The organism is Mycolicibacterium litorale (genome assembly GCF_010731695.1).
Taxonomy (GTDB): domain Bacteria; phylum Actinomycetota; class Actinomycetes; order Mycobacteriales; family Mycobacteriaceae; genus Mycobacterium; species Mycobacterium litorale.
Genome location: NZ_AP022586.1, coordinates 2056333 through 2069325 on the forward strand (window position 1 = coordinate 2056333; position 12993 = coordinate 2069325).

The 12993-nt window shown below is 69.8% G+C and carries 13 protein-coding genes; 1 reads left to right on the top strand and 12 read right to left on the bottom strand.

Annotated elements, in window-relative coordinates:
* Positions 1–3: 3 nt before the first annotated feature.
* The 11 genes from G6N30_RS09595 to G6N30_RS09645 all read right to left on the bottom strand — a co-directional run bounded on the left by G6N30_RS09595 (position 4) and on the right by G6N30_RS09645 (position 11199).
* On the bottom strand, positions 4–537 hold the full coding sequence (locus G6N30_RS09595) for an isoprenylcysteine carboxyl methyltransferase family protein (RefSeq protein ID WP_134052214.1): 534 nt from the start codon (positions 535–537) through the stop codon (positions 4–6).
* Between the two features lie 6 nt (positions 538–543).
* Positions 544–1644 (bottom strand): type III polyketide synthase, encoded by a 1101-nt coding sequence (locus G6N30_RS09600; protein ID WP_134052215.1) that lies wholly within the window; start codon positions 1642–1644, stop codon positions 544–546.
* 233 nt (positions 1645–1877) lie between these two features.
* Positions 1878–2348: an SRPBCC family protein gene (locus tag G6N30_RS09605; protein WP_134052217.1), complete on the bottom strand. Its 471-nt coding sequence runs from the start codon at positions 2346–2348 to the stop codon at positions 1878–1880.
* Positions 2345–2686, bottom strand: a complete 342-nt coding sequence (locus G6N30_RS09610; protein ID WP_134052219.1) for an ArsR/SmtB family transcription factor — start codon at positions 2684–2686, stop codon at positions 2345–2347. The genes G6N30_RS09605 and G6N30_RS09610 overlap by 4 nt, the downstream gene beginning before the upstream one ends.
* Positions 2687–2762: 76 nt before the next feature.
* Positions 2763–4112, bottom strand: coding sequence for a replication-associated recombination protein A (locus G6N30_RS09615; RefSeq protein ID WP_134052221.1), 1350 nt, complete (start codon positions 4110–4112; stop codon positions 2763–2765).
* Between the two features lie 17 nt (positions 4113–4129).
* Positions 4130–4972: a DUF3097 domain-containing protein gene (locus tag G6N30_RS09620; protein ID WP_134052223.1), complete on the bottom strand. Its 843-nt coding sequence runs from the start codon at positions 4970–4972 to the stop codon at positions 4130–4132.
* Between the two features lie 67 nt (positions 4973–5039).
* Positions 5040–6116, bottom strand: a complete 1077-nt coding sequence (locus G6N30_RS09625) for a zinc-binding metallopeptidase family protein (protein WP_134052225.1) — start codon at positions 6114–6116, stop codon at positions 5040–5042.
* Positions 6109–7029 (bottom strand): transglutaminase family protein, encoded by a 921-nt coding sequence (locus G6N30_RS09630; protein WP_134052227.1) that lies wholly within the window; start codon positions 7027–7029, stop codon positions 6109–6111. Before G6N30_RS09630 ends, G6N30_RS09625 begins: the two co-directional genes overlap by 8 nt.
* The gene (locus tag G6N30_RS09635) at positions 7026–9692 is read right to left on the bottom strand and encodes a circularly permuted type 2 ATP-grasp protein (RefSeq protein WP_134055116.1); all 2667 of its coding nucleotides are present in this window, start codon (positions 9690–9692) and stop codon (positions 7026–7028) included. The genes G6N30_RS09630 and G6N30_RS09635 overlap by 4 nt, the downstream gene beginning before the upstream one ends.
* A 97-nt stretch (positions 9693–9789) precedes the next feature.
* Positions 9790–10719 (bottom strand): DUF389 domain-containing protein, encoded by a 930-nt coding sequence (locus G6N30_RS09640; RefSeq protein WP_134052228.1) that lies wholly within the window; start codon positions 10717–10719, stop codon positions 9790–9792.
* A gap of 9 nt (positions 10720–10728) precedes the next feature.
* Positions 10729–11199, bottom strand: coding sequence for a winged helix-turn-helix transcriptional regulator (locus G6N30_RS09645; RefSeq protein ID WP_134052230.1), 471 nt, complete (start codon positions 11197–11199; stop codon positions 10729–10731).
* A gap of 89 nt (positions 11200–11288) precedes the next feature.
* On the opposite strand from G6N30_RS09645, the gene G6N30_RS09650 reads away from it, so the two are divergent.
* Positions 11289–12473: a thiolase family protein gene (locus tag G6N30_RS09650; RefSeq protein ID WP_134052233.1), complete on the top strand. Its 1185-nt coding sequence runs from the start codon at positions 11289–11291 to the stop codon at positions 12471–12473.
* Here G6N30_RS09650 and arr read toward each other — a convergent pair.
* Entirely contained in the window at positions 12470–12889 is a 420-nt protein-coding gene (arr, locus tag G6N30_RS09655) for an NAD(+)--rifampin ADP-ribosyltransferase (RefSeq protein WP_134052235.1), read from the bottom strand. The two genes, G6N30_RS09650 and arr, sit on opposite strands and share 4 nt — an antisense overlap.
* Positions 12890–12993 lie beyond the last annotated feature (104 nt).

The window sequence follows — 12993 nt, forward strand, 5'->3', positions numbered from 1 at the left end:
CCATCACGGTCTCGCGTGGTGGCCTACCGCCTGCTGCGCCGCATAACCCAGCGCGATGTTCTCCGCACGGATACGGACGTTGAGCACCAGGGCGTTGGCGATGCTGAACACGATGGCGGTCACCCACGCGGAGTGGATCAGCGGCAGCGCCGCCACCTCGGCGGCGACCGCCGTGTAGTTGGGGTGGTGCAGCCAGCGGTAGGGGCCGCGCCGCACCAGCGCGGCGCCGGGGATGACGATCAGCCGCGGGTTCCAGTGGGTGCCGAGCACCGACACACACCACCAGCGGACGACGGTACTGGCGATCACGACGGCCACCATCGTCCACCCCAGCCACGGGATGAAGGGCCGGTGGGCGGCCCGGACCTCGACGACGCACGAGACCAGCAGCAGGGCGTGCATCGCCACCATGACCGGATAGTGCCCCTGGCCGAATTCCCTGCCGCCGTGGGCGAACGACCATTTCGCATTGCGGCGCGACACCACGAGCTCGACCAGCCGCTCGACGCCGACCGCGAGGATGAACAGGTAGTACACGGCGGGCTACCAGCTCAGCAGCAGGAGTTCGAAGCTGAAGCCCGGCCCCATCGCGAGCATGAGGCCCAGCGATCCGTCCGCCGGTCGCTGGGCGAGTGTGCGTCCCAGGACGTCGAGCACCGATGCCGACGAGATGTTGCCGTGCTCCCGCATCGACTCCCAGCTGTGCCTCAGTGCGTTGGCCGGCATGCCGACCGCACCCTGGATCGCCTCGAGCACCTTGGGGCCGCCCGGGTGGCAGACCCAGGTGGAGATGTCGGCCGTGGTCAGGCCGTGGTCGGCGAGGAACCGGTAGACCTCGTCGCCGAGGTGGTCCTCGGCCATCTTCGGTACGTCACGCGACATGACCAGCTTGAACCCGCTGGACCGGACGTTCCAGCCCATGACGTCGGCGGTGCCGGGAAACAGTCTGCTGCGGGTGGCGAGCACCCGCGGGGCGGAATCGGCGCCCGGCGTCTGCCTTTCGGCCCCGGTCGCCACCACCGCGGCGGCACCGTCGCCGAACAGGCACACGCCGATCAGCGCGGGGATCGACTTGTCGTCACGCTGCAGCGTGAGTGAGCAGAGCTCGACCGAGAGCAGGACGGCGACGTGGTCGGGATAGCCCCGCAGGTAGTCGTGGACGCGCGCCATTCCCGCGGCCCCGGCCACACAGCCGAGCCCGAACAGCGGGATGCGTTTGACGTCGGGACGGAATCCGAGGTGCGAACAGATGGTCGCGTCGATGGTGGGTACGGCCACCCCGGTGCTCGACACAGCGACGATGGCGTCGACCTGATCCGGCTGGATGCCTGCGGCGTCGAGTGCCGACCGGATGGCGCGTTCACCGAGGTCGGTCGCCACCTCCACGTAGGCGGCATTGGCTTCGGTGAATCCGGTCAGTGTCGGATAGCGGTGCAGCGGGAGCGCGAGGTTGCGGTATTCGACGCCGCTGGTGCTCGCGAAGCGGGCGAATCCCGGGTCGGCGAACTCGGTGAGCGCCTCCGCCACCTCCTGCTGGCTGTGGCGGTTGGAGGTGAAGGCCGTGGCCGTCCCGGCGATTCGGGGCGCGTTCCGGCGGGCGGTGCGGGTGGAGTCGAGTGGTGCGAGTAGTGCGGTATCTGTCATACGCGGTCAAACGGCCCTCTGCCGAATCCCATACCCGGATCGAGACGGGTCGTGAAATATGAGACAACGACGGGAGAATCGCCCGCGAAAAGCGTATAACCGCAGCTAGATCCGGTTTCCTGAAAGCCGGCTCATAATCTGTCAGCGGGCGGCCGCAGTGTCACAGACACTCCGGGCTCACCTGAGTCGTCGGTGCGAATCCGGTGCCGGGATGATGTGCGCCGAACAATCGGTCACAGCGACGGCAACAACGCGTCGAGACGTTCGTAGCCCTCGGTCATGCCGCGCTCCATCCCCGAGGACAGCAGCGCGTCGCGGGCCTCGGTGTTCGGGCAGATCGACCGGCCGCGAAGCCGGCTGCGCCGCTCGCCGCGATCCTCGAACCACAGGAATTCGATGTTGACCATGTCCGGTGCGCCTTCGAATTCGAAGGTCTGGATCACCAGATCGGGGCGGACGGTGTGGAAGACGCCGTTGAACGCGTAGGTGCCGTTGTCGTCGGAGTGCACATACCGGTAGCCGCCGCCGGTGCGGAAATCCCAACGCTCGATGGACATCTCGAGACCGTACGGACCGAGCCACCGGCGGACCAGCTCCGGTTCGGCGTGCGCACGGAACAGCGCGGCGACGGGGGCGTCGAAGTCGCGGGTGTAGTCCATCGCCAGTGTGTCCACCGGTGCGACGAGATCGAGTGCCTTGCTCATGATCGTCCTTCCTTCTCCGCCAGCAGGGCGTCCAGCCGGCGGTAGTTGCGTTCGGCGTCGAGGCGGTAGCGGTCGATCCAGCCGGTCAACCGCTCGAGGGCGGCGGCGTCGAGGTGCACCGGGCGGCGCTGCGCATCGCGCGTCCGGGTCACCAGTCCCGCCTGCTCGAGGACCGCGATGTGCCGCGACACCGCCTGTTTGGTGATCTGGAACGGCTCGGCCAGTTCGTTGACCGTGGCGGGCCCCCGCGACAGTCGCGCCACGATGGCCCGTCGCACCGGATCGGCGAGCGCCATGAAGGCCCGATCCAGCGAGTCGTCGACCTCACCACGTCCCATTGGTCAACTATATCCTTGATCAACACTTTTGTTGATTACAAGGTAGGGCTGTGCCGCGGTGGTGTCAAGCGTCCGGTCAGCGCCGCTTGCGGATGATGGCGCGCAGCCGTTCCAGGCGCCCGCCGATCTCGCGTTCGGCACCTCGGCCGGTGGGCCGGTAGTAGTCGACACCCACCAGCTCGTCGGGCGGATACTGTTGCGGGACAACGCCGTCGGGATGGTCGTGGGAGTACACGTAGCCGACCGCGTTGCCGAGTTGGGCGGCGCCCGAATAGTGGCCGTCGCGCAGGTGGGCGGGCACCTGGCCGGCCTTGCCGTTGCGAACGTCGTTCATCGCCGCCCCCAGCGCGGTGGTGACCGCGTTGGACTTCGCGGCCGTCGCCAGATGCACGGTCGCGTGGGCCAGCGTCAGCTGCGCCTCGGGCATCCCGATCAGCTGCACCGTCTGCGCCGCCGCCACCGCGATGGGCAGCGCCGTCGGGTCGGCCATGCCGATGTCCTCGCTGGCGAGGATCATCAGCCGTCGTGCGATGAACCGGGGGTCCTCCCCCGCCACCAGCATGCGCGCGAGGTAGTGCAGCGCCGCGTCGACGTCGGAGCCGCGCACCGATTTGATGAACGCGCTGACGACGTCGTAGTGCTGGTCGCCGTCACGGTCGTAGCGGACGGCGGCCTTGTCCAGGGACTGCTCGACGATGTCGACCGTCACGCGTCCGTCGGCGGCCGCGGCCGCTTCGGCGGCGACCTCCAGCGCCGTCAGCGCCCGGCGCGCGTCGCCGGCCGACAACTGCACGATCAGGTCCACCGCGTCGTCGCCGACCTCGACGGCGCCGCCGAGCCCGCGCGGATCGGCGACCGCCCGTCGGACCACCTCGGCGATGTTCTCCGGCGTCAACGGCTGCAACTGCAGGATCAACGACCGCGACAGCAGCGGTGCCACCACGGAGAACGACGGGTTCTCCGTGGTCGCCGCGACGAGCAGCACGACGCGGTTCTCCACCGCCGCCAGCAGCGCGTCCTGCTGGGTCTTGGAGAACCGGTGCACCTCGTCGATGAACAACACCGTCTGCTGCCCACGGAGCAGGCCTTGACGGGCCGTTTCGATGACGGCGCGCACCTCTTTGACCCCGGCCGACAGCGCTGAGAGCGCCTCGAACCGGCGGCCGGTCGCATGTGAGATGAGCGACGCCAGCGTGGTCTTCCCGGTGCCGGGCGGACCGTAGAGGATCACCGACGCGGCGCCGGAGCCCTCGACCAGCCGGCGCAGCGGCGAGTTCGGCTTCAGCAGATGCTGCTGGCCGACCACCTCGTCGAGCGCGGCGGGGCGCATGCGCACCGCCAGCGGCGCGGACGCCGGTGCGCCGGACGCCGGACCGGTCTGCGTGACGGGACCGTCACCCGGTACGTCGAACAGCGAGTCGGACACGTCTCGTGCTTACCACGTCACCGGGACGCGGGCGCCGTGACGAAATCGATCAGTTCCTCGACCCGTCCGATCAGCTCGGGTTCCAGATCCGTCCAGTCGCGGACGCTGCCGCGGATGCGCTGCCACGCCCGGGCGATGTCGGCCTGACCGTCGTGCGGCCAGCCCAGCGCCGCGCACACCCCGTGCTTCCACTCCACACCGCGCGGGATCTCCGGCCACGCCGCCATGCCGAGCCGGGCGGGTTTCACCGACTGCCAGATGTCGACGAAGGGGTGCCCGACCACCAGCGTGTGCGTCCCGTACGGGCCGCGGCGCACCGCCTCGGCGATGCGGGACTCCTTGGAGCCGGTGACGAGGTGGTCGACGAGCACGCCGAGCCGGCGGCCCGGTCCAGGGCGGAAGTCCTCGACGATCGCGGTGAGATCGTCCACGCCGCCGAGGTACTCGACGACCACGCCTTCGATGCGCAGGTCGTCGCCCCACACCTGTTCGACGAGTTCGGCATCGTGCCGGCCTTCGACGTAGATGCGGCTCGCGAGGGCCACCTTCGCGCGGGCGCCGGCCACCGCGACCGAGCCCGACGCGGTGCGCGCGGACGGGGCGGGTGCGCGCAGCGGCGCGGTGAGGACCACCGGGCGGCCCTCGAGGAGGAAGCCGGGGCCGAGCGGGAACGCCCGGACGCGACCGTTGCGATCCTCCAGTTCGACTCGGCCCTTCTCGATGCGCACCACCGCGCCGACGTAACCGGACTGCGCGTCCTCGACCACCATGCCCGGTTCGACGGCTTTCTCGGTGGAGCGCACGCGTTTGGGCGCATGGGGATTGCGGGCCAGCACATCGCGGCCGTATCGATCGGTCACCGGGTGATCCTAGGGACGCCGCCGGCGTTCGCGGCCGAACGTCACCCCGCGTGTTGCCCGGTCGGGCTCAGCTCTGCTGTTGCTGCTGCGAGGCGGTGGAGCTGGCGAGTTTGGTCGGGTCGGCGGTGACCTCGTCGATGACGTTGTGGATGAACCGCATCTTCTCGAGCACCGGCGGCGCCAGCACGAACGGATAGAGGTCGTCTCGGCCCATCGACCGGTTCACCATGTTCAACGCCCACGACAGCGGTAGCCACATCTCGATGATCGTGTCGAATCCGCTGGGGCCCAGCACGCGTCGTTCGAATGTGGCTCCTGCGGGGGCGAACCCGAACGCCGCGGCCGTGTCGAGCGTGTCGCGGATGTGCAGGTAGTGGGCGAAGGTCTCGGCCCAGTCCTCCGCGGGATGCATGGTGGCGTAGGACGAGACGAAATCCTTCTCCCACCCCTTCGGGGCGCCCTCGCTGTAGTGCCGGTCGAGCGCCTCCTGGTAGTCGAGATCGGGGTCGCCGAACAGCTCGTTGAACCTCTCGAGGTAAGTGGCCGACGGTCCGACGAGGCGGTAGAAGTAGTAGTGCCCGATCTCGTGGCGGAAGTGGCCGAGCAGGGTCCGGTACGGCTCGTCCATCGCGACGCGCAGCTGTTCGCGGTGCACGTCGTCGCCCTCGGCGAGGTCGAGCGTGATCACCCCGTTGGCGTGTCCGGTGAACACTTTCTCGTTCTCACTGGACAGCAGGTCGAACGCCAGCCCGTAGTCGGGATCCTCATCGCGTCCGACGATCGGCAGCTTCAGTTCGTGCAGCTCTGCGATGAGCCGGCGTTTGGCCCGTTCTGCCACGGCGAACGCGGCGAGCGCCTTGGTGTCGGCGTCGTTGGGCCTGGTGCGGGTCAGCGCGCACGCTTCGCACAGCAGCGCGACCGGCCCCTTCTCCACCAGCCAGTTGCATTCTGCGAGATGCAGGTTGGCGCACAACCGGTACTGGCGTGCCGATACCGCACCCGCGTGGTCACTCTCCTTCGGCGGTGCGATCACCAGCAGCGCCATATCGTCGAGCGAGAAACCCAGGGCGCTACCGCAGTTGAGGCACAGCGAGTTCTCGAACGCCAGCCGTTGCCCACAGTTGGGGCAGTTGAAGTCACGCATGCACCACTCCCCCCTCGTACGGTGCCACGTCGACGGACACCTCGATCACACTGCTCCGCGACTCGGTGTAGATGATCCCGCGCAGCGGCGGCACGTCGGCGTAGTCGCGCCCGATACCCACCACGATGTACCGCTCGTCCTCCATCTTGTCGTTGGTGGGATCCAGCCCGAGCCACTGGTTCTGCGGTGTCCGCACCGAGGCCCAGGCATGCGTCGCATCGATGCCTACCATCCGTTCCTTTCCGGGAGGGGGGTCGGTCGCCAGGTAACCCGAGACATAGCTGGCGGCCAGACCGTTCGCGCGCAGGCACGCGATCGCCAACCGGGCGAAGTCCTGGCATACCCCTTCGCGCGCCGCCAAAACCTCACTGACCTTGGTGGACACCGTCGTGGAGCCCGAACGGTAGGTGAAATCCCGGTGGATGCGGGACGCCAGGTCGCGCAGCACCTCGATCAGGGGCCGGCCGGGCGTGAAACTCGGTGCGGCGTAATCGCGTACGGCCGCGGTGATCTCCGGCGGCTGCAGGTCGAGGGTGAATTCGGTGGCCAGCGCGCCGTCGGCGCCCACCGGGCGGGAGATCTCCCACGGCGCCCGCGCCGATCCGCCGCCGTAGACCGTGTCCGGCGGCGGGTCGACCTCGACGACCGATCTGCTGGTGATGCTCAGCGTCTGATGGCGTTCGGTGACATGGAAATACGAGCTGAGGTTGCCGTACGCGTCGCGGCTGGTCGAACTGTCGGCGGCCTCGGGTTCGATGAGCAGATCGTGTGTCAGGCAGCGCTGCCGCGGGGAGTCCCGCGGGGTGAGGAAGCCGCGCCCGTAGGAGCTGGTGACCACGTCGGAGTAGCGGTACACCGTGCGGTGGGTGACGGAGTAGGCGCGTGTCCCCGCCGCGCGCGGCTCTTCCGTCATGGCACCATCCGTCGTTGGTCGGGCCCCCACAGCGGCTGCATGTCGCCCGGCAGGGACAGGTGGGCGGCGGTGATGACACCCGACAGGGCGCGCAGATCGCGGTGCATCGCGTCGAGCAGGTCGGCCAGTTCGGCACGCCGCGCGTCGGGCGTGACGTCCTCGAGGTCCGCGGGGTCGACCCGGCGCAGGCGGGTGGCGAGCTCGTCGACGAGCCGCTCCGGACGCGACGAGCCCGACGAGCCCGGCAGCACCCGCAGCCCTTCGCGCAGCCGGTCCAACTGGTAGGCCAGCGAGCGCGGGTTCCCGGCGTCGAACAGCAGCAGGTCGGCCACCGCGGCCACGCTCACGGTGCCCAGCATCCGCCGCCGGTAGATGACCGAGGACTCGCAGGCCACGAGCGCGGATTCGGTGATGGTCTGCTCGGCGTCGGGGCTGTGCGCCTCGATGAGCGTGGCCCGCAGCAACCCCGTCAGCCCCAGGCCGCGTTCGATGCGCTTGCCGATGTCCATGATCGTCCAGCCGGCGTCCCTGATCATCGATTCGGCGGCCACCCCTGACAGGGCGAGCATGCCGGCCAGCGTCGCGCTGTGCGCCGAGGCCAGGTACGCATCGCCCTCGGCCTTCGACTCCGGGGGCGCGGCCGAGGATCGCAGCACCGCGTGCTCGACCGCGGCCAGCACCATCCACGTGTCGTTGGACATCTGGTCGCGCACCGACCGTGCGGCCGAGCCGAGCCGTTCGATGGACTGTGCCAGCGACCCGGCGCGGTGCCGGTCGGCGGTCACGGCCCACAGCGTGGTCGGCGCGATCGCGATCATCTCGGCGTAGTCGCCGCCCGCGCCGGTGTCGGTCCCGGTGAGCTCTCCGATGGCGGTGAGCAGCACCGGCACGCACGCGCTGCCGTCCATCTCCTGCCGGTAGCGGTATTCGTGATACCGCTCGCGGGTGACGTCGAGCAGCCGGGCGGTGTACTCGGCGCGTTCGGCGTAGCGGCCCAGCCAGAACAAATCGGACAGCACGCGCGGGGAACTGACCTCGCGGGTGGGGCTAGCGGTGACCGGTGTCGACAGCGCGGGGACGTCGAGTTCGGCGGGTGTGGTGCGCTCCGCGGTGACCCGTGCGGGCGTCCGGATCCAGATGTCCTTGGCGGCAACGCTGTTCAACGTGTATGCGGCGTGCCCGGGCGCCAGGAGATAGCCGAGCCCGCCGATCATCGGCGCATAGCCGCCGCGCTGGGCGACGGTGAACAGCCGCAGCCCGACACTGGCCGCCGACAGACCGCCCCTGCGGTGCACGGTCGGGGCGGACGAGAACTGCGGCAGCTCCTGGCCAACCCACTGCCAGGGGGCGGCGTCGATCCGCGCGGCCAGCTCGTCGCGTTGGCTCCTCGACAGCGCGGGGCCGACGATCGGGTCACCGCCGGTGACCGGTGTGATCAGCAGCGACCCCAGGTTGCCGAGCAGGTGCGAGCGTTCCAGGTCGATGCCGCCCCAGTACACCGGCGCCGTTGCCAGCAGCGGTGTCTCGCCCAGCAGTTCCGCGGCCAGCTCCGGCAGGAACCGCAGCAGCCCCGGACTCTCGAGGATGCCGCTGCCCAGGGTGTTCACCACGGTGACCGCGCCGCGGCGCAGCACCTCGACCAGACCGACCACCCCGAGCCGCGAGTCGGCGCGCAGGTCGAGCGGGTCGGCGTAGGCGGCGTCGACCCGTCGCAGCACCACGTCGACCCGTTTGAGGGTGCCGAGCGAGCGCATCCACAGTTTGCCGTCGCGCACCACGAGGTCCGCGCTCTCCACCAGCGGGAAACCCAGCACGCTGGCGAGATAGGCCTGGTCGAAGGCGGTCTCGGAGTGGATCCCCGGGCTGAGCACCACCACGACCGGCTCCTCGGCCGCTTCCGGCGCCGCGTCGATCAGCGCAAGCCGCAGCGCCTGGGCCCACGGGGACGCCGGCCGCGGTCCGATCCGTTCGTAGAGTTCGGGGACGGCATGGGCGACCACCCGGCGGTCGGCGAGTGCGTAGCCGGCGCCCGACGGGGCCTGGGTCCAGTCGGCGTTGACGCGGAACGCGCCGTCGGCGCCGCGGCTGACGTCGCACCCGTGCAGGAAGAGCTGGCGGTGGCCGGGGATCTGGATGCCGCGGGCCGCGCGCAGGTAGCCCGGGTGCGCGAAGACCAGTTGCGGGGGCAGCACCCCGCTGGTGATCGAGCGCTGGGGACCGTAGAGATCGGTCAGCACCGCGTCGAGCAGCCGGGAGCGTTGCACCAGCCCGGATTCCAGGCGGCCCCAGTCCTCGGCGTCGAGGATGAGCGGCAGGCCGTCGAGGTGCCATGGGCCCGGCGTGCCGGTGTCGTCGTCGCCGCCGACCGCCTCACCGTGCTGGTCGACGTGGATGTAGGTGATGCCGTCGTGGTCGACGAGGTTGCGCACGACCGCACGCAACCGGTCCAGGCCGGCGCGGCCGCGTTCGACGACGCAGTCGGCCAGCTCCCGCCACGTCGGCCGGATGTCGCCCGCGGCGTCGACGAACTCGTCGTACCCGGTGCCCGCGCCGCCCCGCACGTCGAACAGCGCCTGCTGAGCGCGCGCGGCGCGATACTCGGCGAGCACGCCGTCGACATCGGCGGGTACGGGTCCGGGCAGACCCCCGGCGGACGGGACCATCACCGCAGAACGGTACGCACCCGACGCAGGTCGAGGATGCCCGGCGCCCATCCGGTGATCCCATCACACGGTGCGCATTCGCGCGCGGGACGACCGCTCAGGTCTGCGCGACGCGAGGGATGAGCGTCCCCTTCGGCCGCAGCACCAGGACCCCCACCCCCGCCACCACGATGCCGACCAGGTTGACCAGCAGCTGCAGCGCCGACTTCCCCGCCACGTCCCACTGGCCGACGGTCGCCGCGACGACGGCGAACCCGGCGGCGGTCACGGTGTAGACGGAGATGAAGACCCCGACCAGACCGGTGGCTCTGGCCGACACCAGTGACAGCATGCCCGCCGCACCGGCCAGCAGCGCGACCACGAACGACAGCGGCCCGACGTGGAAGATGAAGTCGACCTCGTCGACGTGGGTGACGGCGTCCACCGTCAGCCAGCCCAGCGCCTCGGCGGCCAGCGTGCACAGCGCCGTGATGCCCATCGCGATCGGGAACCCGACGATCAGCGCCAGCGCGGCGCGCCTGGCGAGGCCGCGCCTGCGTTGCACCAGGGCGACCGCCAGCGCCGCCAGCGGGCCGAACTCCGGTCCGAGCACCATGGCGCCCACGACGGTGACCGTCGAGTCGGTGACCACGCCGATCGCGGTGAGCAGACACGCCAGAGTCAGGAACGTCACGAACGTGACGCTCAGCGTCGCCTCTTCACGTGTGCGCCCGATCAGTTCGTCCCAGATGACCGCGTCGGCGGGATCGCCGTCGGCCTCCTCCTCGGCGCGGTGCGCCCTGGTCGAGAGCACGGTGTCGAGGATCTCGAGGGTGACCGCCCCGCGATGGTGCACGTCGAGTTCCTTGAGCCGTTTGATGACGTCGTTCGCACATTCGCGGGCGATGTCCGCGGTGATCTCGTCACCGGACGGGTCGAGGGACACGCCGGGATACAGCAAGATGTTGGCGACACCGACTTCGCTGCGGAGCACATCGAGCACGGGGTCCCGCAGGTCCTCCGGAGCGACGACCCGCAGATGCAGCACTGGCCGAGACTAACGCCCCCGAACCAGTCGCATGCCGAGTTCGTCGGCGGGCACCTCGTGGCCGGCCGCGCAGCGGATCTCCACGGTGGCCTCCTCGCCACAGCCGAGGTGGGTCAACCGCAGCCGGCTGTCGTCGACGTGGCGTCGGCCCCACTCGAACATCGCCCACACCACGGGCATGAAGTCGCGACCGGCGTCGGTCAGCACGTATTCGTCGCGGCGCCGCTGCCCGGGCTCCTGATAGGGCCTGCGCTCGAGCAGTCCGGCGTCGACCAGCTCGGACAGCCGCGCGGCGGCGGCCGCCTTGGTCACCCCGACCCGGCGCCAGAAATCCTCGAAGCGGGTGGTGCCGTAGAACGCCTCGCGCATGAGCAGCATCGTCGTCTTGGTGCCCAGCAGCGACATCGTCTTCTCGATCGGGCACTGCCCCACCGCAGACCACGCGTCGCGGTCGGCCAGCGGCCCTTGCAGCACGGTCACGGAATCATCCCCATCTCTGAGTTGTTCTCACTATACCTAGGTGGTACACAGGTCTAAGTACAGACAACACTACTCAGAGGGGAGTGGTCATGAGCGGATTCCGAGGTCGCGACGCCGTCATCGTCGGGGCGGTGCGGACACCGATCGGCAAGGGCAAGCCGGGTGGCGCGTTGCACGAGGTGTTGCCCGCCGACCTGCTGGCCCACAGCCTTCGCGAACTCGTCGCCCGCACCGGCGTCGATCCCGCACTCGTCGACGACGTCATCGCCGGCGCCGTCACGCAGGTCGGCGATCAGGCCGTGAACATCGCGCGCAACGCCCTGCTCGGAGCAGGCTTCCCGGAGTCGGTTCCCGGCACCACCGTCGACCGCCAGTGCGGCAGCAGCCAGCAGGCCATCAGCTTCGCCGCCCAGGGCGTCGCCTCGGGGGCGTACGACATCGTGATCGCCGCGGGCGTGGAGTCGATGAGCCGGGTCCCGATGGGCTCATCGGTGCTCCCGGGCAGCAACCCGTTCGGCGACGACTTCGCCCGGCGCTACCCCGACGGGCTTGTGCCACAGGGTATTTCAGCCGAGCTGATCGCCGCGAAGTGGAATCTGTCGCGGACTGCGCTCGACGAGTTTTCCGCGGGCAGCCACGAGAAGGCCGCCGCGGCGACCAAGGCGGGGCTGTTCGATCAGGAGCTGGCCCCGATCGCCGGGCTGGCCACCGACGAGATCATCCGTCCGGGCACCAGTGTCGAGACACTGGCCGGGCTCAAGCCGGCGTTCTACCACCCCGCCTACGAGGAACGCTTCCCGCAGATCGGCTGGGAGATCACCGCAGGCAACTCGTCGCCGCTGTCCGACGGCAGCGCCGCGGTGCTGATCACCACGTCCGAGGTGGCCAAGCGGCTGGGCCTACGCCCGCTCGCGCGCATCCACACCGCGGTCGCCGTCGGGTCCGATCCGCTCTACATGTTGACCGGGGTGATCCCGGCTACCGAGAAGGTGCTGACCAAGGCGGGGCTGTCGCTGGCCGACATCGACCTGTTCGAGGTCAACGAGGCGTTCGCGCCGGTGGTCCTGGCGTGGGCCGCCGACGTCGGAGCCGATCTGGCGAAGACCAACGTCAACGGCGGCGCGATCGCGATCGGACACCCGTTGGGCGCCAGCGGAGTTCGGATCATGACGACGATGGTCAACGCCCTGGAGCAGCGCGGTGGCCGCTACGCCCTGCAGACGATGTGTGAGGCAGGCGGGATGGCCAACGCGACGATCATCGAACGGCTCTAGTCGTAGATGACCGCAAGTCCCCTGCGCTGCAGATCCGCGAGGCCGTCGCGCATGGCCTGGAGCTGTTCGGGTGAATGCCCGACCCAGTCGGTGATCTCGCCGATCACCTTCACCGGCTCGCGGGTGCGGTAGGAGCGGGTCGGGTTTCCGGGCAGCTTCTTGTCGGTCACGTTCGGATCGTCCTCGAGCGCACCCTGCGGCTCGACGAGATAGATCCGGCCGCGGCCCTCGCCCCTGGCCAGCTCCGCTCCCCACACCGCGGCATCGAGCGTCTGCGTGACGTACACGTGGTTCGAGACGCGGCCGTCCTCGAAGTTCGACGGGCGCCCCGGCACCAGCAGATCACCCACCGCGAGGTCGGCCTTCGTGCCGTGCAGGTACCCACCCGACTCGTGGATCTCGAAAGGTCTCGTCATGCTTACGCCCCCGTCCGTAGTAGCTGGACGGCGATTGTGCAGCAGATCGGGGGCCTTGCCGCAAGCCCCCCTCCCCGCCATATAGTGAAGGGGGAAGCGCGATC

Coding starts and splice junctions, on each gene's coding strand:
- G6N30_RS09605 (WP_134052217.1), bottom strand. CDS start 2,348: ATGAGCAAGGCACTCGATCTCGTCGCACCGGTGGACACACTGGCGATG.
- G6N30_RS09600 (WP_134052215.1), bottom strand. CDS start 1,644: ATGACAGATACCGCACTACTCGCACCACTCGACTCCACCCGCACCGCC.
- G6N30_RS09625 (WP_134052225.1), bottom strand. CDS start 6,116: ATGCGTGACTTCAACTGCCCCAACTGTGGGCAACGGCTGGCGTTCGAG.
- G6N30_RS09630 (WP_134052227.1), bottom strand. CDS start 7,029: ATGACGGAAGAGCCGCGCGCGGCGGGGACACGCGCCTACTCCGTCACC.
- G6N30_RS09635 (WP_134055116.1), bottom strand. CDS start 9,692: ATGGTCCCGTCCGCCGGGGGTCTGCCCGGACCCGTACCCGCCGATGTC.
- G6N30_RS09610 (WP_134052219.1), bottom strand. CDS start 2,686: ATGGGACGTGGTGAGGTCGACGACTCGCTGGATCGGGCCTTCATGGCG.
- arr (WP_134052235.1), bottom strand. CDS start 12,889: ATGACGAGACCTTTCGAGATCCACGAGTCGGGTGGGTACCTGCACGGC.
- G6N30_RS09650 (WP_134052233.1), top strand. CDS start 11,289: ATGAGCGGATTCCGAGGTCGCGACGCCGTCATCGTCGGGGCGGTGCGG.